At 40.3% G+C, this 26,012-nt stretch carries 26 protein-coding genes; 23 read left to right on the top strand and 3 right to left on the bottom strand.

Annotated features, from left to right (window positions below; translation table 11 throughout):
• The first annotated feature begins 38 nt into the window (after positions 1 to 38).
• From EGX73_RS15300 to EGX73_RS15230, 14 genes are all read left to right on the top strand, one after another.
• Positions 39 to 1,205, top strand: a complete 1,167-nt coding sequence (locus tag EGX73_RS15300) for a nucleotide sugar dehydrogenase (protein WP_123867057.1) — start codon at positions 39 to 41, stop codon at positions 1,203 to 1,205.
• A 21-nt stretch (positions 1,206 to 1,226) separates the two neighbouring features.
• The gene (gene galU / locus EGX73_RS15295) at positions 1,227 to 2,102 is read left to right on the top strand and encodes a UTP--glucose-1-phosphate uridylyltransferase GalU (protein WP_123867089.1); all 876 of its coding nucleotides are present in this window, start codon (positions 1,227 to 1,229) and stop codon (positions 2,100 to 2,102) included.
• Between the two features lie 64 nt (positions 2,103 to 2,166).
• Complete coding sequence (locus EGX73_RS15290; protein WP_113849514.1) at positions 2,167 to 2,748, top strand: VanZ family protein; 582 nt, start codon at positions 2,167 to 2,169, stop codon at positions 2,746 to 2,748.
• Between the two features lie 10 nt (positions 2,749 to 2,758).
• The gene (gene rfbB / locus EGX73_RS15285; RefSeq protein ID WP_003126058.1) at positions 2,759 to 3,700 is read left to right on the top strand and encodes a dTDP-glucose 4,6-dehydratase; all 942 of its coding nucleotides are present in this window, start codon (positions 2,759 to 2,761) and stop codon (positions 3,698 to 3,700) included.
• Positions 3,701 to 3,797: 97 nt separating this feature from the next.
• The gene (locus tag EGX73_RS15280; protein ID WP_003126059.1) at positions 3,798 to 4,904 is read left to right on the top strand and encodes an NUDIX hydrolase; all 1,107 of its coding nucleotides are present in this window, start codon (positions 3,798 to 3,800) and stop codon (positions 4,902 to 4,904) included.
• 752 nt (positions 4,905 to 5,656) lie between these two features.
• Complete coding sequence (locus EGX73_RS15275; RefSeq protein ID WP_034707002.1) at positions 5,657 to 6,418, top strand: PTS sugar transporter subunit IIC; 762 nt, start codon at positions 5,657 to 5,659, stop codon at positions 6,416 to 6,418.
• Positions 6,419 to 7,276 carry a PTS system mannose/fructose/sorbose family transporter subunit IID gene (locus EGX73_RS15270; RefSeq protein WP_003126061.1) on the top strand — a complete coding sequence of 286 codons (858 nt, stop codon included), beginning with the start codon at positions 6,419 to 6,421 and terminating at the stop codon, positions 7,274 to 7,276.
• 21 nt (positions 7,277 to 7,297) lie between these two features.
• On the top strand, positions 7,298 to 7,768 hold the full coding sequence (locus EGX73_RS15265; RefSeq protein ID WP_021150025.1) for a PTS sugar transporter subunit IIB: 471 nt from the start codon (positions 7,298 to 7,300) through the stop codon (positions 7,766 to 7,768).
• Positions 7,769 to 7,779: 11 nt separating this feature from the next.
• On the top strand, positions 7,780 to 8,769 hold the full coding sequence (locus EGX73_RS15260) for a D-isomer specific 2-hydroxyacid dehydrogenase family protein (RefSeq protein ID WP_041119618.1): 990 nt from the start codon (positions 7,780 to 7,782) through the stop codon (positions 8,767 to 8,769).
• A complete protein-coding gene (locus EGX73_RS15255) occupies positions 8,766 to 9,167 on the top strand; it encodes a PTS sugar transporter subunit IIA (RefSeq protein ID WP_029486633.1) in 402 nt (133 codons plus the stop codon). Before EGX73_RS15260 ends, EGX73_RS15255 begins: the two co-directional genes overlap by 4 nt.
• A 19-nt stretch (positions 9,168 to 9,186) precedes the next feature.
• Positions 9,187 to 9,459 (top strand): UxaA family hydrolase, encoded by a 273-nt coding sequence (locus EGX73_RS15250; protein ID WP_253764172.1) that lies wholly within the window; start codon positions 9,187 to 9,189, stop codon positions 9,457 to 9,459.
• Positions 9,459 to 10,634 (top strand): UxaA family hydrolase, encoded by a 1,176-nt coding sequence (locus EGX73_RS15245; RefSeq protein WP_086269113.1) that lies wholly within the window; start codon positions 9,459 to 9,461, stop codon positions 10,632 to 10,634. Before EGX73_RS15250 ends, EGX73_RS15245 begins: the two co-directional genes overlap by 1 nt.
• 484 nt (positions 10,635 to 11,118) lie before the next feature.
• Positions 11,119 to 11,961: an acyltransferase domain-containing protein gene (locus tag EGX73_RS15240; RefSeq protein ID WP_123867052.1), complete on the top strand. Its 843-nt coding sequence runs from the start codon at positions 11,119 to 11,121 to the stop codon at positions 11,959 to 11,961.
• A 386-nt stretch (positions 11,962 to 12,347) separates the two neighbouring features.
• Positions 12,348 to 13,712, top strand: coding sequence for a peptidoglycan DD-metalloendopeptidase family protein (locus EGX73_RS15230; RefSeq protein ID WP_123867051.1), 1,365 nt, complete (start codon positions 12,348 to 12,350; stop codon positions 13,710 to 13,712).
• A gap of 219 nt (positions 13,713 to 13,931) precedes the next feature.
• Here the strand turns inward: EGX73_RS15230 and EGX73_RS16410 are convergent, their stop codons facing one another.
• The gene (locus EGX73_RS16410; protein ID WP_005471013.1) at positions 13,932 to 14,063 is read right to left on the bottom strand and encodes a hypothetical protein; all 132 of its coding nucleotides are present in this window, start codon (positions 14,061 to 14,063) and stop codon (positions 13,932 to 13,934) included.
• Positions 14,064 to 14,312: 249 nt separating this feature from the next.
• Entirely contained in the window at positions 14,313 to 15,089 is a 777-nt protein-coding gene (locus tag EGX73_RS15225) for a hypothetical protein (protein WP_003126087.1), read from the bottom strand.
• Positions 15,090 to 15,257: 168 nt separating this feature from the next.
• Here EGX73_RS15225 and EGX73_RS15220 point away from each other — a divergent pair, with 168 nt between their 5' ends.
• The 3 genes from EGX73_RS15220 to EGX73_RS15210 all read left to right on the top strand — a co-directional run bounded on the left by EGX73_RS15220 (position 15,258) and on the right by EGX73_RS15210 (position 17,903).
• Complete coding sequence (locus EGX73_RS15220) at positions 15,258 to 15,743, top strand: sigma-70 family RNA polymerase sigma factor (protein WP_021150014.1); 486 nt, start codon at positions 15,258 to 15,260, stop codon at positions 15,741 to 15,743.
• Positions 15,744 to 16,287: 544 nt separating this feature from the next.
• Positions 16,288 to 17,109, top strand: coding sequence for an ABC transporter ATP-binding protein (locus EGX73_RS15215; protein ID WP_034704267.1), 822 nt, complete (start codon positions 16,288 to 16,290; stop codon positions 17,107 to 17,109).
• Entirely contained in the window at positions 17,106 to 17,903 is a 798-nt protein-coding gene (locus tag EGX73_RS15210) for an ABC transporter permease subunit (protein ID WP_003126093.1), read from the top strand. The genes EGX73_RS15215 and EGX73_RS15210 overlap by 4 nt, the downstream gene beginning before the upstream one ends.
• A 90-nt stretch (positions 17,904 to 17,993) precedes the next feature.
• On the opposite strand, the gene add is transcribed toward EGX73_RS15210, so the two are convergent.
• Complete coding sequence (gene add, locus EGX73_RS15205) at positions 17,994 to 19,016, bottom strand: adenosine deaminase (RefSeq protein WP_003126094.1); 1,023 nt, start codon at positions 19,014 to 19,016, stop codon at positions 17,994 to 17,996.
• Between the two features lie 336 nt (positions 19,017 to 19,352).
• On the opposite strand from add, the gene EGX73_RS15200 reads away from it, so the two are divergent.
• From EGX73_RS15200 to EGX73_RS16485, 6 genes are all read left to right on the top strand, one after another.
• Positions 19,353 to 19,859, top strand: coding sequence for a hypothetical protein (locus EGX73_RS15200; protein ID WP_005471020.1), 507 nt, complete (start codon positions 19,353 to 19,355; stop codon positions 19,857 to 19,859).
• Positions 19,843 to 21,189 (top strand): PTS cellobiose transporter subunit IIC, encoded by a 1,347-nt coding sequence (gene celB, locus EGX73_RS15195; protein WP_123867050.1) that lies wholly within the window; start codon positions 19,843 to 19,845, stop codon positions 21,187 to 21,189. The genes EGX73_RS15200 and celB overlap by 17 nt, the downstream gene beginning before the upstream one ends.
• Positions 21,190 to 21,342: 153 nt before the next feature.
• Positions 21,343 to 22,074, top strand: coding sequence for a GntR family transcriptional regulator (locus EGX73_RS15190; protein ID WP_005471022.1), 732 nt, complete (start codon positions 21,343 to 21,345; stop codon positions 22,072 to 22,074).
• A gap of 698 nt (positions 22,075 to 22,772) precedes the next feature.
• Positions 22,773 to 23,789 carry an adhesive domain-containing protein gene (locus EGX73_RS16345; protein ID WP_005471024.1) on the top strand — a complete coding sequence of 339 codons (1,017 nt, stop codon included), beginning with the start codon at positions 22,773 to 22,775 and terminating at the stop codon, positions 23,787 to 23,789.
• A complete protein-coding gene (locus EGX73_RS15185) occupies positions 23,786 to 25,789 on the top strand; it encodes an Ig-like domain-containing protein (RefSeq protein ID WP_253764171.1) in 2,004 nt (667 codons plus the stop codon). The genes EGX73_RS16345 and EGX73_RS15185 overlap by 4 nt, the downstream gene beginning before the upstream one ends.
• The gene (locus EGX73_RS16485) at positions 25,786 to 25,857 is read left to right on the top strand and encodes a hypothetical protein (RefSeq protein ID WP_081131684.1); all 72 of its coding nucleotides are present in this window, start codon (positions 25,786 to 25,788) and stop codon (positions 25,855 to 25,857) included. Before EGX73_RS15185 ends, EGX73_RS16485 begins: the two co-directional genes overlap by 4 nt.
• The last annotated feature ends 155 nt before the right edge of the window (positions 25,858 to 26,012 follow it).

Below are 26,012 nucleotides of genomic sequence, written 5' to 3'. Positions count from 1 at the left end.
TAAATATTTTTAAAATTTTAAGTATGGGGGTAGTGTTTATGAACATCAGCATTTTTGGTCTAGGATATGTTGGCCTAGCGAACGCATTGTTATTATCACAAAGACAAAATGTAAAAGCTTTTGACATTGTTGAAGAAAAGATTAATATTTTACAGCAACATGTTTCACCTATTGAAGATAAAGAAATTTGTGAATATTTACAAAGAGAAGATTTGAATCTGGAGTTTACTAGTAATTTTGAAGACGCGGTTAACTTTGGTGATATAATAATTATCGCAACACCCACAGATTACGATGAAGATAAAAATTACTTTAATACATCTACGGTAGAAGATATTATTGAAAAATCAATAAAAATTAAATCTGACGCGGTCTTTATTATTAAATCAACAGTACCCGTTGGGTATACAGAAGAGCTCAAATCCAGATTTAATACAAATAATATTATTTTTTCACCAGAATTTCTTCGAGAGGGGAAAGCTCTATACGATAACTTGCATCCATCTCGAATTGTAGTTGGAGAAATATCTGATCGAGGAAATGATATCGCGAATATATTTAAAGAAAGTGCTTTGGATGATAACGTACAAGTTCTATTGACTAATTCAACAGAAGCAGAAGCTATTAAATTGTTTTCAAATACTTATCTTGCCTTGCGAGTTGCTTATTTTAATGAATTAGATACTTACGCAGAAACAAGAGGATTAGACAGTCGTCAAATTATTGAAGGAGTGGGATTAGATCCGCGTATTGGCTCTCATTACAATAATCCTTCATTTGGCTATGGTGGTTATTGCTTGCCAAAGGATACCAAGCAGTTAAGAGCGAATTATGAAAATGTTCCTAGCAATATTATTGGTGCTATTGTAGATTCGAACACTACCAGAAAAGATTTTATTGCGGAACAAATCCTTTCCAAAAAGCCTAAAGTAGTAGGTATTCATCGATTAACAATGAAATCAAATTCTGATAATTTTAGATATTCTTCAATACAAGGTATCATGAAACGTATTAAAGCAAAAGGAATTGAGGTAGTGGTTTATGAACCTACCCTTGCTGATAAAACTTTTTTCAATTCTAAAATTATAAATGATTTTAATGAATTCAAGAGGATTTCTGACATTATTGTAAGTAATCGCTTTGAACGGTCGCTAAAAGATGTAGAAGACAAAGTATACACTAGAGATATTTTTGGTGATAATTAAACTTTATTTTTGATAATATTGATAACCAAAAAAGTTCGTAAAGCAGTTATTCCAGTAGCAGGATTGGGAACTCGTTTTTTACCTGCAACTAAAGCAATAGCTAAAGAGATGTTACTAATTGTTGACAAACCAACGATTCAATTTATTGTGGAAGAGGCTATTGCTTCAGGAATAGAGGATATTCTGGTTGTCACGGGTAAGGGCAAACGCCCGATCGAGGATCACTTTGACTCAAATTTTGAGTTAGAATCAAATCTTTCATCAAAAGGAAAAAAAGAGTTGTTGGCACTTGTCGAAGAAACAACAGGAATTAATCTGCATTTCATCCGTCAAAAACGACCTTTGGGATTAGGTCACGCCGTCTTGCAAGCAAAAGCATTTGTGGGAAATGAACCCTTCATAGTAATGCTTGGGGATGACATCATGGAAGATTCGATACCTTTGACTAAACAATTGATTAATAACTACGATAAAACATTAGCTTCTACATTAGCAGTTATGAAAGTTCCTCATGAAGAGACATCAAAGTATGGCACTATTAATCCAAGTGAAGAAATCGCTGAAGGCCTATACAATGTTAGTCATTTTGTAGAAAAGCCTGCTCCTAAAGATGCCCCTAGTGACTTAGCAATTATTGGTCGCTATCTACTTAAACCGGAAATTTTTGATGTGTTAGAAAATCAAAAACGGGGGGCGGGTAATGAAATCCAGTTAACAGATGCTATTGATGAATTGAACAAGACGCAACGTGTATTTGCCCATGAGTTTAAAGGTAAGCGATACGATGTAGGGGATAAATTGGGCATGATCGAAGCAAATATTGAATATGGCTTGAAACATGCAGAGATTAAAGATGATTTACGATCTTATCTTAAGAGACTAGCGGAAAAACTTTAAAATTATAAAAAGATTTAGTGATCAGCAATTTTGCTGATCACTTTTTTAAAAGGCGGGCATTTTCATGAGAACTTTGATGAAATATATAATAACTTTTGTGGCATCTTGTGTATCGAGCTACGGAATCATTCATTGGGTTGCGTTCCCAACATTGATGCATTATCCTAAACTAGTAAGAGCAATGAATCGTTTTGAGTATACTGAGTTAACACTAATTTCATTTCTATCTCTCAGTGTGTGGTTGTTTTATATTCAGTTTTCCAGAAAGAAAATATCTATTGTTTATTTGTATTTAGTATATAGTGTTTATCTGTTTTTGCTTTTTGTTGTTTTATTTGCAAAAGCTTCACACTATCGAGCGCTGGTTTTAGATCCTTTTGACTTTTTGGTAAAAGATAGGCGAGTGATTTTAGAAGCTATCTTGAATGTTCTGTATTTTATTCCTTTAGGTGGCTTATATGGATTGAAAGAAAGATTTAATGAGTTTCTTTTTACTTCACTGCTAACAATTTTAGGTATTGAGACTCTGCAATATGTTTTTTATGTAGGAACTTTTGCAGTCAGTGATATTCTATTAAATTGGTTAGGATGTTTCATAGGCTATGAGTTATGTAAATTTCTTAGACTTCGGATGAAGGTCATTTAGGGGGGATATTATGAATTTGTTGATTACTGGTGGAGCAGGATTTATTGGCAGCAATTTTATTCGACATATGTTAAAAGAGGATGATCATTGTTTTATCTTAAATGTAGATATTTTGACCTATGCTTCAAGTATTTTGTATTTATCGGAGATTTCCCCTGATCACCGTTATAGATTTGTAAGAGGCAATATTTTAGATAAGCAGCTCATTAGAAGACTGTTGAAGGATTATAAAATTGATTGTTTAATAAATTTTGCCGCAGAATCTCATGTTGATAATTCGATTAAAGATGCAAATTTATTCGTACAAACAAATGTTCTAGGAACAACTTGTTTACTGGATTGTGCGAAAGAAGCCAATATTCGGTTTATCCAAATTTCCACAGATGAAGTTTACGGATCGCTGTCTGAAGGTTATGCAGATGAAAATTGTCCGTTAAATCCAAGCTCTCCTTATTCGGCATCAAAAGCGAGTGCTGATCAGTTTGTATGTGCTTATCATAAAACGTATGGCTTACCATTTAACATCGTGCGTGCGGCAAATAATTATGGACCCAATCAACATTATGAAAAGATGATCCCACAGATGTTGATGAGAATGCAGAACAACGAAGCTTTACCAGTCTATGGTGATGGAACAAATATCAGAGACTGGTTGTATGTGGAAGATTTTTGTAGAGCCATTCATTTAATCTTACGTAAAGGTGTGAACGGAGAAATCTATAATATTAGTTCTCATCAAGAAATTGATAATTTATCATTAGTCAAAAAGCTATGTGATTTGATGCAACACGATGAAAAACGAATCACTTTCGTAAATGATCGTCCAGGTCATGATTTTCGTTATGGTGTAGATACAAGAAAAATTGAAAAGCTAGGATGGCAAGGTAACATTTTTCTGGACGAGGGATTAGCAAAGACAGTGTCATGGTATAATAAAGCAGAAATTAATTAAAAATTTTGATTTTGTTTATACAAAAATTTTTCTATTTTAAATATACTTTCAATTAGGTAGTTCAATAGTACTGATTGGTGGGAAAAAGGAGAACAAAATGAATGAGTCATTAGAAGAACAATTAAAAGCGATATACTCTGAGGGAAATAATCATCTACGGGAACAAACAACTAAAAGAGATCAAGTACTTGCGGCATATTTTATATTGATTTCTTTTTATATAACAAATCTGACTACATTGAAAGAATTTGATAGTTCTCTTTCTTTGTATAATGGCTTGGGTATAATGATTTTTTTTATTGGAATCATTGTTTGTTTTGTTATTGTTGAATTTCGCGTTTGGCATCAAATATACTTGGATGCATTGAAAATTACTACCTACTTACTCACGCACAAAGAAAATTATCAAACGGTGTATGATGTGAAAGCAACAATTGATAATTATTATTCTTCATTTAAAAAAGAAAAATTTAACTATAGCAAGTTCTTTTCAGGTTCAGATAACAAAATTATGACGGCACTTTTCTTTATTGTTGGAACAACAATTTATTTTTTCAATGGCATTATGCGTTTAGTACAGGCTAAGTATGATAGCCTTTTAGTTATTGGTAGCGGGTTGCTCTTTTTGCTCCTGTTTATTTTACAATATGCATGGAGACTTAAGAAAGCTCGATCTCGTACACCGTGGATTTTATGGGGAATCACAACTGTTTTTAATGAAGGATTAAATAACCCGTATTTTGAAGTCAAAGAGTTGAGTAAAGCGAAGATTTTTCTAAAACAAAAAACAGGTGGTGTCATTCTTGTTCCAAAGTACCAAGATAAATTTCTTTTAATCAACATCATACGAAATGGTCAAGAATTCTTAGAATTTCCACGTGGATTTTCTGAGAAGGATGAACCGCTTATCGAAGCGGCTAGAAGAGAAATAAATGAAGAAATTGGTATTCAAGTAACCCGTAATCAAATCACTAATTTGGGAAAGTTAATGACTGATTCAGGGCTAATCGAAGATAATATAGAATGCTTTGAAGTTATCCTGCAAAACTTAGACAATGTTTCACTACAATCAAGTGAGCAAATAATTGGTTATAAACTTTTAACTTCAAAGAAAATTAGTAAATTGATCAACGAAAAAAAAATAATTGATAATTTTACAATTGCTGGATTTACCTTATCAATTTCAAAACAAAAAATGAACTAAAAAAATTTCAATAATAGAGTTAAACTTTAAAGTTTTAATTTAACAGCTAAAATGGCTTCTTGTTATATTTTCAGTTCTGTTCAATAAAATATATTTAATATTTTAAGTGACACACTAGGTAAATAGAAACGACTAGCTAAAATAATGTATACGGCTAAGCTACACTCATTCGTATTTTCTTTTAACTCGAAAACCTATAACACCCCAAAGAAGATACTCCGTATCTTCTTTTTCTTTCCCAAAAAATCCCCTCAAAAAAACGCCGCGAAAACATATGTTCCCTCTTGCCAAAAGGTAACGCTTTCTATATGATGAAATGGAATAGAAACCAAATAAAAAAGGCACTTTCTACGGGTGTTGGCGCACCTGTAGAAAGCCCTGATCAGTCACCAAGTTTACACAGCTGACCAATCAAGTTGCCATAGTTGTTTCCCGAAGGAACCAACGTGTTTATTTTACCGAAAGTTGATAGCGATTACTAGTCGCTTTGTGCAATTTTTTGAAATTTTCACGTTTTTCCTGAGGTTTATTTCGCTATGTCAAAGGCATTGGACACGCTGGTCTGATGCCTTTTTTGCTGTTTCTTGATCGAGTGGTTTTCATGGGAATGGGACGCTGTTTCGTTATTGGAAGCTGCTTTTGTTGGCGGATCAAGAAATGCTTTCATCCTAGGTAAAAAGCAAGAGTTGGTTTCTATTCGCCTTTCATTTTTCACTGTTGGCATTGATAGAATTAGAAACGGAGGAAAACATATGTCAGTGATCCAGGCGTTGATCATCTCAATTTGGGTGGCGTTGATTCAAGCCCGCTTCTTCGGGTATGCAGGCTTGAATTTGCGGTTTAGTCCGCTTATGACGAGTTTATTTGTCGGTGTCGTTCTGGGAGATGTTGCCCAAGGGGTAACGGTTGGTGCAGCTATCCAATTGATTTCTATGGGTCAGATTGCGCCAGGCGGCCAGATGGCAACAGAACCGGCTGTCTCGGGAACTGTGGCTACAGCAGTCGCTATCTTGGGTAATCTAGAGCCGACAGCGGCAGTAGCAATCGCGATTCCCGTCGGAATTCTAGGAAGTTATTTATATACATTAAAAATTATCGTGAATTCTTTTGTGACCAAATACATTGATCGGGTGGTCAATAATCTGGAGGACAAGAAATTTACTTTTGCAATCGGTCTGTTGCCAACCCTATTGACGATGCTGACTCATGTGCCGGTATTGTTTATCGCTTTATATTTCGGGGCAGATTCGATAGCTAATGTTGTGACACAATTGGAAGGCACGGTTGTCTTTCATATACTGGATGTTGTCGCCAGTGCGTTAGCAGCTGTTGGGATCGCGATTTTGATTCGGATCATTGGTCAAAAGACCGATATGTTCTTTTTCTTTTTGGCATTCTTCTTAACGATTATTTTGAAAGATTTAGGAATCACCATGGTTACTTGGGCTGTACTGGGTATCGTGACTGCAGGCATTTACACCATGATTATGATCAATGCAAAGGAGGCAGCCTAGATGGATGCAGAGAATACTTCGACTGAAAACAATGGACTGACTAAAAAGGAACTGAACCAGATTTGGAATCGCTGGTACTGGATGAACGAGATCCCTCGCACCTATGAGCGACAAGTCGCACCAGCGTTGATGTATGCATTGACGCCTTTGCTCAAAAAAATCTATAAAGATCCTGAAGACTTGAGGGATGCCTACAATCGGCACTTGACCTTTTGGAACACTGATGCGATCTGGGGCGGTAGTACCATTTCTGGGATTACTGCATCTCTGGAAGAACAGCGGGCCAAAGAGTTGACAGAAACAGGTTCTGAGCAGACCGTTTCAACAGAATTGATCGAAGCAACGAAAGTCGGATTGATGGGACCAATGGCAGGGATCGGGGATTCCATTAATAATGGCACGTTGCAGTATCTATTGATTGCGATTGCACTGCCTTGGGCTGCAGATGGTTTATGGTTCGGTGCGGTTATTCCCTGGATCGTCTTTTCTGTTGTGACGTATCTCTATGGCCGTGCATTTGTCCACTTTAGTTATCGGTTAGGGAGGCAAGCGGCTCGAGAACTGATTGCTGGGACAAGAGCCAATTTAATCATGAAAGCGTTGACGATTCTTGGTATGTTCATGATGGGAGTGACGGCGGCACGGTTTGTGACGATTCAATCTTCATTATCTTTTGTCCTGTCAGAAAGAGAATTTGCTTTACAGAGTATTCTGGACTCTATCTTGCCAGGCATCTTACCACTTTCACTAGTCATGGGCTTGTACTTCTACTTTGAAAAGAAGGGTCTGAATGTACTAAAAGGGATGTTATTGTTGACTGTTATCGTTGGATTGCTGGCAGCGATCGGAATTTTATAAATCAGAAAGAGGGTGTCACAAATGGGGAAAATTACTTTTGCTCGAGTAGATAGTCGTTTGATTCATGGCCAGATCGTGACAAAGTGGGCCAAGTCTTCGGGTGCGAATACAATTTATATTATCGATGACGCGGTGCGTTCCGATGATTTTTCGATGGATATTTATATGGCTTCAGGAAAACGTTACGGTTTTCAAGTGAAGGTATACAGCATAGCGGAAGTACTGGCAGCTTGGGAAGCCAATCAGTTCGGTGCAGATAAAGTATTTGCTTTGTTCAAAACGGTAGCAACAGCGATCAAGTGTTTGGAGTTGGGGTTACCGTTACCTTGTTTGAATCTAGGCGGCACGCCAAAAAGACAAGCGGCCGAGTTCTTTATCAAAAATGTTGCCCTAACCGAGACAGAGTTGGAACAATTGCAGCAGTTATCAGCTGAAAAGGGCATCAAGATTTATGCGCAAACGGTTCCCGAAGCAGCGAAGAAATCGATCTAGGGGGGATGTCGATGAAAAAAATTGCAGTAGTCAATTCAAAAAGTTTTGGTAAGTTTTTTCCGGAACATATCCAACGACTGCAAGCATCTGGTGAAGTGGACTTTCATCTGTTTGAACCAACGATTAAAGGGGCACAACTGGCTGAGGCACTCAGGGACTATCAGTGCATTATCGCTAGTGTCACGCCAACTTTCGATCGTACGTTTTTTCAGAATACACCAAATCTTGGACTGCTTTGCCGTCATGGTCTAGGGGTCGATAATGTAGACCTTAGTGCTGCAACCGAAAATCAGGTACTGGTGACCAAAGTTTTAGGACCAATCGAACGGCAAGCGGTAGCAGAACATGCGATTGCTTTGTTAATGAACGAACTTCGTAAGATCAATAAAGGGCAGCGGCTGATCAAAAATGATGAGTGGCACTTGCGGTCGAGTTGCAATAGTTTTGAACTCAAGCACGCAACGGTCGGTGTGATTGGCTATGGCAATATCGGCTCCAAGGTTGGCCAGATTCTGCATGAAGGCTTTGGTGCTGAAGTGCTAGTCTATGATCCTTATAAGTCTGTTGAAGACATTCACAAAGCAAAAGGAAAAAAAGTATCTTTGCCGGAATTATTGTCAGAAGCGGATGTCATCACACTTCACTGCAATCTTTCAGATGAAAACCAGCGGATGCTTTCTGATGCAGCTTTTGATCAAATGAAGCAGCATGTCTTGCTGATCAATACTGCACGTGGGGAATTGGTGGATGAAGCAGCTTTGATCCGTGCGTTGGCTAGAAAAGAAATTTCCGGTTATGCTGCCGATGTCTTTTGCCACGAACCGTTAGATCCTGCGCATCCATTACTGGCTTTTGAAAATGTCACATTGACCCCTCATATCGGTGCGTATACTTCTGAAAGTTTAGCCGGAATGGGAGATCATGTAGTGACGAATATTGAGCGCTTTTTTGCGCACTTAGAACCCTTTGGTCTGGTGAATGAAAGGAGTTGGTCGGTATGATTGGTATGCAAATTATTTCTCATGGCGAATTCAGCCAAGGGATCGTTCATTCGTTACAAATGATCATTGGTGAGACACAGCAGATGGCGTTCGACACACTTGCTGAAAATGAAGAGGTCGACAGTTTCCGTCAAAAAATTTTAGATCAAAGCCGCAAGCTGGATAGGGGGCATGGGGTCTTGGTATTTGTCGATATGTTTGGAGCAACGCCTTACAACTGTGCTTATTATAATTCACAATTTTTTGACCCTAACCACTATCAGATCGTTGCCGGGTTCAATCTGCCGTTAGTGATTGAAGCAATCATGCAACGTGAACAGATGTCTTTGTCACAATTAGTCGCACATTTGCGTCAGGCAGCGATCGACACGATTGTCTTTCAAGACAAATATGAGTGAAGAGAAAGTGAGGCAGTCTATGTATACGTCATTAATGATGCGTCCCGAGGACAATGTTGCCGTGGTTTTGCAACCAACGCCGGCGGAATCATCCGTGAAGATTGTTAATCAAGCGACCTTAAATGAATTCCTGATTGTCCAGTCTATTGACAGCTACCATAAATTTTCTGTAAAAGATATTGAATCTGGCGAAGAGATTATCAAATATGGCGAAGTGATAGGGATTGCTACAGCAGCGATTACCAAAGGTGAACATGTGCATACACATAATGTGAGGAGCATCAGAGTCTAATGAAACCAATAATGGGTTATAAACGATCCGATGGGCAATATGGAATCCGCAACAAAATTTTAGTCATTGCGACAGTGGGCTGTGCCAATGAAACTGCACGCCGTCTGGCTGAACGAATTGCCGGCACGGTCTTTATCCCAGCTGGAAAAGGCTGTGGTCAAATTGGAGATGCAGTAGAAATCACCAAACGAACGTTGACGGGATTTGTCTTAAATCCCAATGTCTATGGGGCAGTCTTTGTCGGGTTAGGCTGTGAGACGATTCAGCCTCACGAAATGGTGGCTCGGGTTCAGAAGGTATCAGACAAACCGGTCTACTCTTTTAGCATCCAGGAAGAAGGCGGGACAACAAAAACAATCGCGACAGTCGTTCCTTTATTAGAAAGACTGGTAGGCGCGGCTGCCCGGATTGTGAGGGAACCCGTTGAACTATCTGCTCTTACTTTAGCGACCAATTGTGGCGGCAGTGATGCAACCAGTGGGTTATCCGTCAATCCTGCTTTGGGAGTTGCGACAGAACTTTTGGTAGCTGCAGGCGGTCGATCGATCCTAGGAGAAACGACAGAATTGATCGGTACAGAGCATATCTTGATCCGTCGTGCCAAAAACCAACAAGTCAAACGGGATATTCAGACTATCATTGGCGGTCTCGAAAAACAATTTGAACGTCTCCAAGTAGATATTCGAGGAGCAAATCCTTCACCTGGTAATCAAAAAGGTGGTTTGACGACACTTGAAGAAAAATCGTTAGGCGCAATCATGAAAGCAGGACACGCCACGATCAATCAAGTCGTCAAATATGGAGAGATCGCCACTGAAAAAGGGTTGATCATCATGGACACTCCAGGATATGATATTGAATCTGTAACGGGGATGGTGGCTGGTGGCGCCCAGATCTGTGTCTTTACAACGGGGAGAGGCACGCCCATTGGAAATCCCATCGTACCAATGATCAAGATTACCGGTAATCATGAGACGTATCAACGAATGACCGAACATATGGATCTTGAGTTATCTGCAATCATTACCGGCGAAATGTCCATCAAGGAAGGTGGCGAAAGAATCCTTTCTGAGATGATCGCAGTGGCAAATGGAAAACGAACTGCAGCGGAGAAATTAGGCTTTCAGGAGCTAGCGATTTATCGCAACAATGAAGTCTGGGGCTGTGATTTATAAAACAGCCCCAACTAAATACTGCTAAACATCCTATCTAGGTGATTTAGCAGTTGCTATTAAGCCGATCGTACTTTTGAAAAACTGTCACTTTTAACAATCGTCATTACTGCAATAAAAAAGAAATATTAAGAAAGTACAATCAAGAAAGAACTGTTATCGAAAAACGATGTAGCCCCCTCTAAAAGTTAGCTGTTTCAGCTATCCTATAGAGGGCGCTCTCTTACGAATAGATTCTTGAAGAAACGTGTGAGAGTGCCTTTTCGGATAGAGGACGGATTTCTTCGTGAAAAAATTGTCTAGAGAGACGACCCAAATGAGTCTATCTTCTTTGAAGCAATAAATGGGTTAGGATTTTAGTATAAACCGGTATATTTTAGTATCATTTAAGCCCTAAACTTTTTATAATTGGATGAAGCGGTTACAAACAAGCTTTGATGTCATTGATCAAAAAGAAAGATTCCACGTTGATAATAGGAGGAACAACATGTTAGCTAACAGTGAGCCATTACAGCAATTGATGGATTTAATTGAAATCCCCGTTTTAGTCCAAGAGAAAGTGAACGCAGCCTTAGAGGAGCTGCAAGAACAAGAGATGATTACTAGTGTACATAAATTGCTCGATCCAGTAACAGCTTCAGCAGAAGCCAAGTGGTTATCCCAACTGTACAAAGAGGAGTCGATGAAGGAATTGGCGATCCATTTGTATGCAGCGACCATCAGCTGGAAACATATTTATCAACCGCTGCAAATTCCTCATGAGATTTATTTGGCTACGATGAGGGCATTTACTCGATTCTTAAAAGAAACGAAACAAGTCGGTAATCAGGATGTGTTTGATCGTGGATTTTGGACATGGCGGTATTTGTGCGGATTAGAATTTAGGATCGATCAGCTAGAATTTGAAATGATCGCCGCTGATCATAAGAGTAAAGCACCACAACTTGAAGGTCAAACCTATCTTTCTCTTCACATCCCTTCAGATGCAAAACTGGTTCATGAGCAAGTCCAAGAAAATTATCAGTCAGCCAGAATGTTTTTTGAAACCTACTTTCCTGCATACGCTTCAGCACCAATTGTGACGGATACTTGGCTGCTTTCGCCCAAGTTGAAAGAATGGCTGCCAGCAACTTCCAACCTCGTTTTGTTTGGAAATGACTACGAACTGCTGTTGACAGAACCAGAAAAAAATGACAGCGTACTCTGGCTCTTCAATACTATTTCTAACGATGTCAGCAAGTATTCCGAAAACACCACCTTACAAAAAGCAGCGAAGGCATGGCTGTTAGCAGGGAATGCGATTGGATCGGCTGTCGGGCGCTTGCAGTAATTTTGCACTAGTAGGAACATGACTATCCCAATGCTTTTACCACCGGAATGGTTTTTCCTGAAGAAGCGATTGTAGTAGCTGCAGCTGATTTGGCAACTGGACGATTCAATTGACTGTGGTGTCGATCATTCAATGAAAATCAAACAGAGATAGAGGCGTGCGCAATGAGTGAGCATGCCTCTATCTCTTTGTGTAACAAACCTCCGATTTATTTAGTCTGAAAAGAATCAAAAAGCAATTTACGATTCATGCGGGAATCTAACAAGTTGATTGCAACGAGATGTCAGAATTTTGCATCCAGATGTTTTTCCTGTGATTCTGCCCAAAAGCAGCAAAATATTCGGTATGCTAGTAGAAATGAAAAGTAGGATTCAAAAGGAGATAGCATGAAAAAACTGGAAAAATTGATAGTCGCAAGCTCGTTGATGTTGATAGGTTTCCCATTGGTTGCAAACGCAGAGGATGTCGATCGTCAAATTCAACAACAAACCCAGCGAATCAATGAAATCAAAGGGGAATCTGCTTCAATAGAAGCGTTCAAACAAAAGACGGAAGCGGAGATCCAACAACTTGAATCTGAAATGGATTCGATTTTGGCGTCAAAGGCCAGCACCGAGCAAAAGGTCAACAAAATCGCAAGTGAAATCAAGGAATTGGAGGAAAAAATCGCCAAACGGAAAGAAACACTGGCGAATCAAGCACGAGAGATTCAAGTTTCAGAACCTTCGAATGCCATGATGACGACATTGCTTGATGCTGACTCACTAGGTGAAGCAATTCAACGAGCCATTGCTTCTGTCACCATCATGAATGCCAGCAATAGTATCGTTGAGCAACAGCAAAAAGACATCGAGACAAGTATCAAGCTCGAAAAAGAACTAGAAGAAAAACTATCCGAAATTGAAACTCATGCGAGCGAGCTGCAACAAAAGCAAGAAGAGCTTGCAGATGTACGATTGAATCAGGATGTGGCATTGGCCGACTTACGATTGTCTCTGAATCAAGAAGAGAGCAAAAAGTCTGATTTGGAAGCAGAAAAAGCGGCTGCTAAAAAGAAACGGGAAGAAACACTGAAACAATTAGCAGCAGAAAAAGCGTTAGCTGCAGAAGCTAAGAAACAGGCACAAGCTGAGGCAAAAAAAACTCAGGAACAAGCGAAAAAACAAGTAGCCGCTGAAGCAGCGGTCTCTCAAGAAAAAGAGTCGGCAAAAGAAACCGGCACAGAAGCAACGACATACGCTAATGCTTCTACACCAATCAATGAAGAGACCAACATTGAAGAAACAAGTAAAAAAGAAACCAATCAAGATACTGACCAAGAAACACCGGAGCTTGCTAGTGGAAATCAAACAAGCGGTTGGTCTTTACCGGTCGATTCTGTCCATATCTCGAGTCGTTTTGGATACCGTACAGATCCAACGGGCTCTTCCGGCAACCAGCACAATGGGATCGACTTTACCGGCAGCAGTGGAACACCGATTTATGCGATTCAAGGTGGGAAAGTGGTAGAAGCCGGTTATGGTCCGTCCACAGGAAATTATGTGATCATAAAGCATCCGAATGGCATCTATAGTTATTACATGCACTTCAATGCATTGCCTGCTGTTAGTAGCGGTCAAAATGTCACAGCACGTCAATACCTTGGTGGAATGGGAACAACTGGAAATTCGACTGGTGTCCATCTACATTTGGGAATGGCGACAGGACTATGGTCAGGCTTCTTTGACCCTGCGTCTGAATTAGGCCTCTAAATAAAAAAAGCAGCGGCTGCTTGCAGTGATCCGAAAAGTTGGACCAAAAGTCAACTTTTCGGACACACTTCATTTTTGCCGCTGCTTTTTATTATGGTCATTGCTTGCTGTTCTCTTTTGAGAAAAGAAAGGCATTTCAGGCATTGCATCAGCCAACTGCCAATGGGTTCAGCTGACTTGCGGTTTCGCTTGCGGATCTTGCTTCGAAGATCAGTTGCTCTACTCGGCTAAACCTTCTAACAACGCTAGCCATCGCTCAGCGAGCTGCTCACTGCTGCAAGTAACTGTAAATGATTCTTTCCCTGTCATTTCGACATAGATCTCTGTCTCTGAAATTTTAACAATACGCATACTAGTTTTCCTCCTTCGCAGCATTCCGCCACTATTTTCTTAAAGTAATTTTTTCTTAAAGCACTACTTTCTTAAAGCACTATCTTCTTAGAGCACTATTTTCTTAAACTAGTACCTTTTTGTTTCTCAAAAATAAAATACGCGAAAAGATCAAAAAATTTTTTTCTTTTGCATTTTCTTTTAAATTAATTGCAATTGCCCCTTTTTGGATCAAATGCGTTGGTAAGAGTAAAATTTGGCCAAATGCACTCATTTTTGGCGCATTTTTTGTTGGCTTTCTTCTGCATAGAGATCTTGATAAATCAGACTAAAACTTCCTCGTTTGCCGGGGAGATCGTGAAAATGAAGCTCCCCTAGTAAATGATTGGTGAGAGGAGAAAAAGAAAGGTCCAGAAATTCAGTGAGGCTAGTATTCGCCCGAGGCAGTTGATAGCTATGTTCCCGTTTGATAATGCCATGAGCAAGGAAACTGATCAGCATGGTTTGCTTTAGACGACGGGATTCAACCGAGCTGGGAAAAGAGAACTGATTGTGCAGTTCAATGAACAGCTGCGGTCCAGAAGCGGACAACGTCATGATTTTTCCAGGATTGACCCAAATGGTGTCTTTTTTGGTGGCGTTTGTTAGTGGTAGCAAGCTGTATTCGCTAGTTGCACAAGGAATCTTGTATTGACGTTTGATATTCGACTGGCTGAATAAATGGTACAGTGTATCTTTGAAAAGCGCGTACTCATAAAAATGGAAATGGAGAAGAATCTGTTTGATGATAGGAAATGGCGGCTGTGGAAGAAGTGAACAATAGTCTTGATAAATGATCAAAGAATGCGTGCGATCATCACGAACAAAAGGCAGAATGGCAAAAATTTCTTTCTCGAAGTCAATTGTCATGGTTGGACGGATCAAAGCAGCAAGTTCCTGGCAAGTGGCCTGATCACTAGAATTGAGGAATCGTTTACATTTTGGCTCAAAGGACAGACGATAAGGATCAAGTTTATTCGAACTTATAGGGGAGTAGCATCTCTTCATAGAAAAACTCCTTCATTTTAGATACTTCAACTATAAAATTATCTGACTATTTTTGCAATAAAAAGTGCATAATTCAAATGATTTATTGATTTTTGATAAAAATAGTCACTTCCTCTTTTTGCTATGGTTAATGTACCCGCGGGAACACCAAGCAAAAGGAGGAATACAATGAAAGAATGGCATACACTGATGGCTTCTTATGAGCGCCTCTTTTACAAAGTGCTGATTCGGGCGGGCATCTTCCCCAGTCATCCAGATTTTGAAGATTATTTGCAAGAGTTGCGACTCATGCTCTTTGAGCGCGCACGAAGGTATCCTGATGAAGGGATCTTTCGCAACGAAAATGAAGTGAATTATCTATTTGGCTTTTTGCTATGGCGAGTGATTGATTTACAACGAAAAAGTAATCGTCAAAAACAACTGATTCAAGCAATCGCATCAGAGCAGGAAGAAACGATTGATCTGAAAGAAGACATCGACAATCATCTATTGCTGATGCAATTCTGGGCATTTCTGAAACCGAAAGAACGACAAATGTGGCTTGATTGGGTCAATCAAGAGGGATCAAAACAGTCTCGCTATTATTATCGTCAGAAGTTGAGAGCCCGTTGGCAGCAATTTATTCACGAGGAGACGACAAGCAGCAAAAAATAGGTGTTCTATTTAGTCAGAATAAAAGTGAAGGACCCAGACAGGAGCTTTCTTACTCGTTCCTCTTGTATCGTGCAGCTTCTTTTTGTAAACTGAAATCAAGGAACAAAAGGCACCTTTTGTCTAAACTGTTTTCGCATTATCGACAGGTAATGACAGTTTTTCTTGGTACTTGATAAACTCCTTTTATGTTGACCATGATTTGGTGCCTTAAGTTCTAATTGAATGAGAAGCGTCATTTTTCCAAATCATATTAACAGCAATCGTCGAATAAAGCGGTCTTCGAATGGAAGAGGCCGCTTTTTTTCGTCAATTCGCGACTTAAAAAGGCGCTTTTTTTGGTCAGACTATTTCTAGAATACGGTGGATATTTTGGTAGTCAAAAACAGCAACATAGGCTATACTTTGGCTATCATCATACGATATGTATGGCAAAGACCGAGGGCCTTGACTGATCACTTGCAAAACGGGAGTATCAAAAAGCAAGTGGGCAAACCAGCAAACGATTTGCTAGTGAATAGACGTTGGTCAATAGGAGGAATGAATGATGGGGAAAATTGATATTTCCAATCTGACACGAGATTATGGCAATGGCAAAGGAATTTTTGACCTGTCATTTTCTGTGGAAGCAGGAGCGTTTGGTTTTCTGGGTCCTAATGGCGCTGGGAAGACCACAACGATCCGTCATCTAATGGGGTTCATCAAACCTCAAAGCGGCAACTGTTTGATCAATGGGATGAATTGCTGGCAGCAACGAGAACAAATCCAAAGAAATTTAGGCTACATCCCTGGCGAAATGACTTTTTTTGATGATATGACCGGAAGCGAATTTATTAAATTTATCGCAAAGTATCGGGGAAATGCTGAAAATGGACGGGCCAAAGAATTACTTGATCGATTTGAGTTAGATCCGAACGGCAAGATCAAGAAAATGAGTAAAGGGATGAAACAAAAAATTGGCATCGTTGTGGCTTTCATGCACGACCCAGAGATCTTGATTTTAGATGAGCCTACTAGTGGCTTAGATCCCTTGATGCAGTCACGTTTTATTGATTTAATTACTGAAGAAAAAAAGCGCGGCAAAACCATCCTCATGTCTAGCCACATGTTTGAAGAAGTTGAGCGGACCTGTGATCGAATTGGCATCATTCGTGCCGGAAAATTAGTTGCGTTGGATTCCACCGACACATTAAGAGAAAAACATCTGCGTCGTTATACCGTCACTCTGCCAAATGAACAACTGGCGGCAGCCTTTGCAGCAGATTTCAATGGAGAAATCGATCCGGCACAACCTAGTCAAGTTCAAGTCAGTACGAGTCAAACATTGGAACAGATTTTTATGGATTATTATGGAGGTGAAGAGAAATGATCAATTTCACCCTTTACAAACGCGAATTGCGCCGCAGCATCCTGACGCTTGTGATTTTTGGTGCCGTCATGACCCTCTACATCTCAATCATTGTCAGTATGTACAATCCAGAAATGATGCAGTCTCTTGAAGAAATGCGCAAGATGCTGCCAGAATTGATGTCGGCAGTCGGCATGAAAGCCGGCGCTAACTCATTATTGGGTTTCATGTCTTCTTACCTCTATGGTTTTATTTTGATCATTTTTCCAATGGTATTCTCGATTCTTCGAGGGAATGCATTGATTGCCAAATATGTGGACAGCAACGCGATGGTGGCCCTTCTGGCAGCACCCATCAAGCGGAGAACGATTGTCATGACGCAGATGTCGGTTCTTTTAACGGGTATTTTCTTTTTGATCATCTATGGCACTGCATTAGAGATCCTTTGCGGATTACAATTTAAAGGAGAACTCGAGATTCCCAAACTGTTGCTGCTGAATGGTGGGTTGCTTTGTTTGCAGTTGTTTATCGCAGGAATCTCTTTCTTAGCTTCTTGTGTTTTTAATGATTCAAAATACAGTATTGCTGTCGGCGGTGGGATACCTGCATTAATGTACGTCTTACAGATGCTTGCCAACACCGGCGGAAATGCAGAAAAAGTAAAGTATTTTACTTTCTTTACATTGTTTGATCCAGATGCTTTGATCGCAGGAGATCGTAGTGGTCTCATCGGAATCTTTGTCCTATTGATTGGAGCGTGTATCCTGTTCGTGGCATCGGGCATGGTCTTTTGTAAGAAAGATCTTCATATTTAGTGAACAAGCAAAAAACAATCACTCCAATCCTGTATTTGGAGTGATTGTTTGTTTTACCCTTGTGCAGCTTTGCCTGTATAAGAATAAAAATTAATTGTTTTTCTCCGCGACAAAAGCATCGACTTCCGCTAGATACAACTTCTTCTCTTCTTCTGGTAACCAAGCAATCTCAAAGGCATTTCTGACCAATTGAATGATTTGGTCCTCTGTTAGCTGATAATTTTTGCTCAATGCATAAAGGTCGTCAGAAATATAGCTTTGGAAATAAGCTGGGTCATCTGAATTGATCGTCACTTTGACGCCTTTTGCCAATAACTCGATGATTTCTTTTCCTTTCATATCATCCACGACGAAACTGTTGGAGACAGGGCAACACGTCAATCCGATTTGGTGCGTCCGCACATAATCGACTAACCGTTCATCTTCTACGATATTTGTTCCATGATCGATTCGTTCCACTTGGATTTCTTCAATGACTTGGCGAATGTGTTCGATCGAATCTTCCTGATCAATGTCGCAGTGCATCGTCAAATGAAATCCAGCGGCTTTTGCTTTTTCAAAAACTTTTTTGAACTTCAGTGGTGGATTGCCTTTTTCATCCGAATCAAGCCCGATCCCCAAAATCTTATCTTTAAAAGGTAGTGCTTGTTCTAAGGTTTCTGCTGCTGATTCAGCAGAAAAATCCCGTAAGAAGCACATAATTAGGGCACTTCGTACACCAATTTGTTCACTTTCTTGTGTCGCTCGATAATAGCCGTTGATGACGGTTTCAAAAGAAATACCGCGAGAGGTATGGGCTTGCGGATCAAAAAAAACTTCAGCATAAGTGACGTGATGTTCGGCAGCTTTCTTGAAGTAAGCCATTGCCAATTCATAAAAATCTTCTTCTGTTTGGAGGACATTCATCGCTGGATAATAAATGTTCAAAAAAGAAGGCAAGGAGTCGAACTGATAACTTGCTTCCACCTCTTCGATTGTTGATTGACCAATATCAATTTGATTTTTTTGTGCCAATCGTAATTTCAAATCAGGCTCCAATGTTCCTTCTAAATGCAGATGGAGTTCAGCTTTGGGAATTTCTTTGATAAATTCGTAGGTTACTTCTTTTGCCATAATTTTCGTTTTTCTCCTTTTAAAGTAAGTATTTTACACCAAAAACCTTTTTTTATAACTTGAAAAGCGAACATCTTGTTGAATCAACATTCCTTTTATTCATTTTTAACATAAAATCCCCGTTTTCACAAGAGCAAAACTTTGCTGGAAGATACCTGAATAGTCCTTAAAAAGTTGTGCGAATATAGACGATTTTCTTCAGGAGTTTATTTTTTACAACCAAACATCAAAAAGTAATCGCTTGCATGATTTTTGATTTATGCTAAAATTAACTTGTTCGAACAAGTTTGGTTGTTATTCGCGATAATAATGATGAGAGAGGAGTGGATCATAACTATGAGAGGACAAAATCAGTCGTCCGGTGCCAATGCGTACGCACAAAAAAATATGCGATTTAACCGCTATCTGATTTTTCGCTATATGACAGCAATTTTTTTCTTTATCAATCTTTATTGGGCGTTGCTTAGTCTGGCAAATTGGACAGTGATGGGTCTGGTACCGGTGTTCTTGCTTTTGGTCGATGGCGCCATCATCTTTGAGCAGACACAAAAATATTGGCAGACATCAAATCGATTGCACTTGACTAAAGTTGGTTATTGGATTCAAACAGGGGTCAACATTACTGGTATCCTTTTTATCCTGTTAGGGTGGCAAGACGGATTTTTCCCATTTTTGAATCTTGCGGCCAGACCGATTTTACTGGTTAGTCTGACTCTGGGATTGATTTGTTGTTTATATATGGAACGAAAAGCATGGTTGATCGAAAAAGATCGGGATAGTTACTTGAACTATCTGCGGACATTTGAGAATAAAGGAGGAAAAATAGATGAACACAGAAAATAGTAAAATGTTTACCTTTCTGGATAAGTACTTAATGGGACCAATGGGGCGAATCTCGCAATTTCGAATCGTCCGTGGGGTGATGGCGGCCGGGATGGCTTCGATTCCGTTTACGATCGTTGGTTCAATGTTCCTGATTATTAGTGTCTTATCTCAAAGTTTTCCAGCTTTAGCATCGATTTGGGCGGCTTCTTTTGATAAGATCCAAAGTTTATATATGCTAGGAAATACTGCAACAATGGGGATCTTGGCCTTATATTTCTGTATTGTTTTTGGTTATGAATATACCAAGATCCAAGCGCAGGAAGAAAAAATTTCGTTAAGTCCTGTAAACGGGGCTTTGTTGTCAATGATGGCATTCTTCATGTGTCTACCTCAATTAGTATTTGAAGGCGGAGTAGCGACTCTTGTGACCCTTATTTCCGATGATCAAAAAATCATTGATGGTTGGGAAATGGCGGGTGGTGTGACACGTTTAGGAACGACTGGTATTTTTACTGCAATTATTATGGCTATTATTGCAGTGAAAATTTACGCGTTTTGTGTCAAGAGAAATATCTACATCAAAATGCCTGATACTGTACCAACTGGTGTTTCAAGTTCATTTACTGCATTGATTCCGACTGCGTTGATTGCTTTAGTCGTGATCGTGATCAACGGTGCTTTAGTAGCTTTAGGGACCGATATCTTCAAAGTCATTGCGATTCCCTTTAGTTTTGTTTCGCAATTGACGAGTACGTGGGTTGGGTTGTTAGTCATCTATTTCTTGATGCATGCATTGTGGATCGTCGGAATCCACGGAGCAACGATCGTGACCTCATTCTTGACGCCCATCGTTCTTTCCAACATGGTTGAAAACCAAAGCGGTGCAAATATTGCTTTTGCCGGTGAATTCAATAATAGTTTCGTGACCATTGGCGGTTCAGGAGCGACACTGGGCATGGTGATCTTCATCGCCTTCTTTGCTAAATCGGCACAACTAAATGCATTAGGTAAAGCCGCGATCGTCCCATCATTCTTTAACATTAATGAACCAATTTTGTTTGGGATGCCTGTTGTGTATAACCCCTATACGGCAATTCCTTTCTTTTTGGCACCAATGGCTTCTATGTCGGTGGCATATTTTGCAATCAATTTAGGGTTTGTCAAACCACCGATTGCTCAAGTCGCTTGGCCAACCCCAATTGGTCTTTCAGGGTTTATCGGTTCAGGTGGCGATTGGCGCGCATTTGTCCTTGCGCTAATTTGCGCCTTGGTTGCTTTTCTTATTTGGTTCCCATTCATCAAAATGTATGATGGCAAACTATTTGCAGAAGAACAAGGAAAAGCTTGACCGAAAGTGTAAGTTTGAATCAGCAGAACCCAGCTAAACATGTCTTAGCTGGGTTTTCTTTTGTCTTCATGATATTAAAGAAATAAAGATTCCCACTAAGGCAATAGCTTTTGCGGTAAAATAGGAGTAGTACAACATTGGGGGAGAAGTGAAATGACAAAACAATGGACGATCGATTTATTAGTTGCAGATTTAATCGCACGAATCGAAAAAAAGGATTTAGCTGATCGCAACGGAAAGTTGCCTAGCGAGAAAGAATTGATGGAACACTATCAAGTCTCTCGGTATTCCTTAAGGCAAGCACTAAGCAGATTGAGTAAACGCGGCTATATTTACCAAATTCAAGGCAGAGGCTCCTATGTCCATGATCAATTGACGCAAGAGCAGAAAGCAGTCCAAAGTGATCTTGGGTTTACCGAAGATCTTGCTAGAGAAGGAAAACTGATTCAAACCGTTCAAGCAACACAGCGTTTGGTCTCGTACGCTGAGATCGATTTTTCACCAAGCCACCAGCGATTTTCTGATAATCAGCTTTTTATTGAAGTTGAACGATTTCGCACACTGGATGATCAGCCGTATTTGATTGAGAAATCCTATTATCTGGCAGATATCGTTGGTCAGATCCCAGAATCTGCTATGTACGGTTCCATGTTTGAATATTTTGCACAAGAAAAGGGAGTGACTGTCAGTTTCATCGATAAATTTATCCGCTGTGAATTACTGACTGCTAAACAAGCTGCTTTTTTTGGCATGAACGCGGGGAGCCCTAGTTTGGTTGTTCGAGACGACAGTTACTTGCGAGAAGGTGATTTGATGGCCTTCTCAAAAATCTTCTATGACTATCGAGAAACAACGTTGTTTATGCATAAGAAATTACAAGATTGATCCTTTAGAAGTAGCTCATAAAATGGTCTAAGCCACCAGAAATCATTCACGATTTCTGGTGGCTTATTTGTTTGAAAATTGTTTTAAAAAGGAGAAAGCGGTGAAAATCGCCTTTTTTAAGGAGTTTTTTTCTGTTTTTTTTAAAAGATTTAAAAAAAACAGAATACTGTTCAGAAAATAATTCTTATTTCACTTTTTTACAAAATAAATATTAGAAGAAAAGATGGAAGCGTATTCTGAGAACATTAAAAAGTTTCTAATTTTTGTTAATAAAAAGGAGTAAAATCAAAAAAATCTCTTTTTAATGATTTTTTTGCGAAAAGAGGAGCACAGGTAATAAATAATTAACGATGGCGATAAAAGTAAAAGGTTTTTGTTATTTTATTTCCAATAAAATTTTTTTAATTTTTCATGGTGTTAATAATTTGTTGTATAAAAATAAAAATGCTAGAATTTGCTTAAATAACTGAATATTTTAGTTATTTAATCACAAAAAAGCACGGAAATCGTTCTGGTATGTTGAAAAATGTAATTGAGATTTTTTCGAGTATTTGAATGGGTGTTTTTTTATTTTGTAAACGTTTTTTGTTTGTGATCTCTTTCTCCGAATATGTGATCATAGCGAACATCAAAAGACGAATGCCAAAGTTGGTTGGTCACTTTTGTTGGTTGTATTTATTTGAATAGGAGGAGTAAGAATGAAGGGCAATGACTATAAAAAAATAATGAATTCAAGGAGAAAAAGACGCGCAATAAACAAAAAATCGCTACTAGCGAATTTAACGGTCAGCGGGATGTTACTGACGAGTTCTGTGGTTGTTCCCACTACATTGTTGTGGGAACCAAAGATCGCAGAAGCATCATTGGTTTCTGCTGAGATTTTTAGTAATGTCCAAGCATCAAATGATTCTGCAACAAGTGCTGCAGCGCCATATTCAAATCCTGGAGATACCAACCCAGTCAACTTTACCATCAGCGGATCGAATGCGGTGACGCTTGACGTCTTAAACGGTGATAAAGTAGCAATCGTTGGTGTGCCAAAAGGGCTGACTGGCTTTGTACAACCAAATGGCAATGCCCGGGTATCAACAAATATCACTCTGCAACTTGAAAATATTGCCGCTATCCAAACACTGATTGGAACGCTTACGCCTGCTGTTGACACATTGGTAGGAACGGTGGATGCTCTTGTGAATCAGAACTTAGCGGATGCATTAGGGATTCCAGAGACGATTAATGGCTTTCCAAATTTATTGTATCAAGCAGCTTCCATCGTTGATATCAGTCAAGTAGTATCCGTCAATCTAGATGACATCTATGAACAATTGGATTTATTGAATCAGTTAGGACAATTTGGACAAGCCGATTTTGAAGTGCCTGCTGGATTGACAGATAATGAACGTGCCTTGATTGCCAATGTGAATGACGGCTTATTTATTGTGGTCAACCAACGCATCCAATCCATTTTGGAGAACTTGAAACAGGCGCAAATCCAAGTGAGCATCTTGGGCGGAGCAAGTAACATTCCTGGGATTGGCTCATTGATCGATGGCGTCAATACACTTGTCCAAGAAACAGTCAACACAGCTAAAGCCACTCTGAATGTTACCGTCGATGCTGCACAAGCTGTGTTGAATGGAACGACAGATCTTGCTGATCAAATCGCATCGGCATCTGTTTTAGGTCAAACGACAGTTGGATGCCAACGACCGTGACGACACCAACGACTTCAGAGCTGATTGCAAATGGTGTGACGAATCCGTCGAATCCATACGAAGCTCGATTTGCAGGTACTTTTTCTCAATCTAATCTACTCACACTTGATTTATTTACAGATGAGGATGGCAATAATTCCATCTGGTTAGCAGCAGAACCTGCAGCAGAACAAACGGAAACACCAACCATCGATCCTGTTGCGGCTGGTGACACCACTATCAGCGGAACAGCAGAACCAGATTCAACAGTAACAGTGACTATCGGAAATGAACAGCCAGTCACAGCAGTAGCGGATGCCCAAGGCAACTGGACAGCCGAGGTACCAGAAGTCTCTCAAGGGGAAACAGTGACCGTTGTGGCAGAAGCAGATGGCAAAGATCCAAGCGAGCCAGTGACAGTGAGCGTCGCAGGTTTGACCGTTGCAGCACCTACAGCCTCCATTAGTGGCAATGAAACAGATGGCTATCCGGTCATTGGGAAAGCAACACCGCATGCAGCGATTGAGATCACGAACGCTCAAGGAGACGTTGTCGGCAGTGGAACGACTGACAGCGATGGCAACTATCGCATCGTAATTGCCCCCGATCGAGTCGCCCCAGAAGAAAACTTGAATGTTACAGCAATTGTGACTGCCGGAGGGCAAGACTATCGTAGTGGAGCAACACCGGTTGTTGTGCCAGCCGATACTCAAGAAAACCAAACTGAAACGCCGTCGATCGATCCGGTGAATGCCGGGGATCAAACGATCAGCGGTACAGCTGAACCGAACGCCAATGTAGTGGTAACTGTCAGCGGAGAAGAGCCAGTGACGGTCGTTGCGAATGACCAAGGTGATTGGACTGCGAATGTACCGGAAGTTTCTGAAGGCGAAACAGTGACTGTGGTAGCTACTGTTGGTGACAAAGAGCCAAGTACACCCGTCAGTGTCATCGTCAGCGGAATAAGTGTTTCTGCACCAACTGCATCAATTACTGGTAACCAGAGAGATGGTTATCCTGTAGCTGGTCGAACAACTGCGAATGCAGACATTGAAATCACCAATGCCCAAGGAGAAGTCGTAGGTAGTGGTACTGCCGACGGTGATGGCAATTACCGGATCGTGATTGCGCCAGATCAAGTAGCTCCAGAAGAAAACTTGAACGTCGCAGCGATCGTAACCGCTGGTGGCAAAGACTACCGCAGTGGTAATACACCAATCACAGTACCTATGGAAAAAACGGCTACGCCACTCATTGATCCAGCGATTGCCGGGGACGAAACAGTCAGCGGAACCGCAGAGCCGGGTTCTTCAGTCATTCTGATCATCAATGAAGCAGCACCAGTGATGGCGCGAATTCTGGGTGGGTTGAACACCACCCGTGCCTTTGCCGCACCACTTGAATTAAGAGCGGATGAAGCTGGCAATTGGCGTATCAATGTAGCCGAGCTATCGGAAGGAGATGTGTTGACGGCTACTGCACAAACTGATGGGAAATATGTCAGTGATCCGATGAGTATCGTCGTTAGTCCCGTGACGGTTGCCGCACCTACTGCAACAATCAGCGGCAATGAATCATCTGGGTATCCGGTTACGGGGAAAGCTGATCCAAATGTAACCATTGAAATCTCTAATGCTCAAGGAGAAGTGGTGGGCACTGGTACGACAGACAGTGAAGGCAATTACCGGATCGTAGTAGCAGCCAATCGCGTCGAACCAAAAGATAATTTATATGTTGTTGCGAGTGTCGTTGCTGGTGGCAAAGAATACCGCAGTGCAGCTGCTACAGTCACAGTACCGGTTGCTGGAGTTGACGACGGTAACACTGGCGGTGGCAACACTGGTGGTGGTAACACTGGTGGCGGCAATACCGGAGGAAATAATATCGGTAATGGCAATAACGGTGGAATCAATATCATCGGCAATGGGAACATCAGCGGTGGCAACAACATCAATAGTAATAATAGTGGAGGCAAATACTTGCCGAAACTGGCAGTGAAAGTACTTGGTTTGCATCAATGATCGGTGCTGCACTGGTTGCGATCGGTAGTCTTGGTTTCTTCAAATCAAGAAAGAAAAAAAATCAGTAACTGCTGAAACTGGACCAAAGCAAATAATTGCTGATCTATAAGAGAAAGCTCTTGCGATGTGTCCATGTCGCAGGAGCCTTTTTTTAGAAATGTTCCTGAATCTATATAGCCTTTCTGCTGCGTTACCACCAATTCTACTAATGGTTTGAAGAGTT

The sequence above is a fragment of the Enterococcus sp. FDAARGOS_553 genome (assembly GCF_003812305.1).
Lineage (GTDB): Bacteria > Bacillota > Bacilli > Lactobacillales > Enterococcaceae > Enterococcus_D > Enterococcus_D gallinarum.
The sequence above is the reverse complement of the archived record's forward strand: the minus strand, read 5'-3'. Positions and strand labels throughout refer to the sequence as shown.